At 46.1% G+C, this 345-nt stretch carries 1 tRNA gene; it reads left to right on the forward strand.

What is annotated here, in order from left to right:
- The first annotated feature begins 154 nt into the window (after positions 1-154).
- Positions 155-231: transfer RNA gene (locus ACGHAV_RS16970), tRNA-Ile, on the forward strand.
- Positions 232-345 lie beyond the last annotated feature (114 nt).

The following is a 345-nucleotide window of genomic DNA, read 5'->3' on the forward strand; positions in this document are numbered from 1 at the left end:
TCTACTTGAAAACTTGTCTATTAAAGACAGGTTGCAAGCATAGAGCTTGTAATTGGACACGACTTGAGGAGTGCGGAAGGCGCATACATTGGTATGTAACTGACAAACGACGAAATCAAGTGTTCAAGTACGAGGTTTAGGCGTAGCAAACTGAAGGCTTGTAGCTCAGCTGGTTAGAGCGCACCCCTGATAAGGGTGAGGTCGGCAGTTCAAGTCTGCCCAAGCCTACCATTTTCTCCTTATACGGCGTTATCGAATCGCTCACGTGCTACTAGCACGCTACGCAATCCGATGCCTTGTCTAAGAAGAAAATAGATGGCAGGAAGTGTGTCAAAACGGAATTTA

The sequence above is a fragment of the Alteromonas sp. MTD1 genome (assembly GCF_042848195.1).
Classification (GTDB): Bacteria; Pseudomonadota; Gammaproteobacteria; order Enterobacterales; family Alteromonadaceae; genus Alteromonas.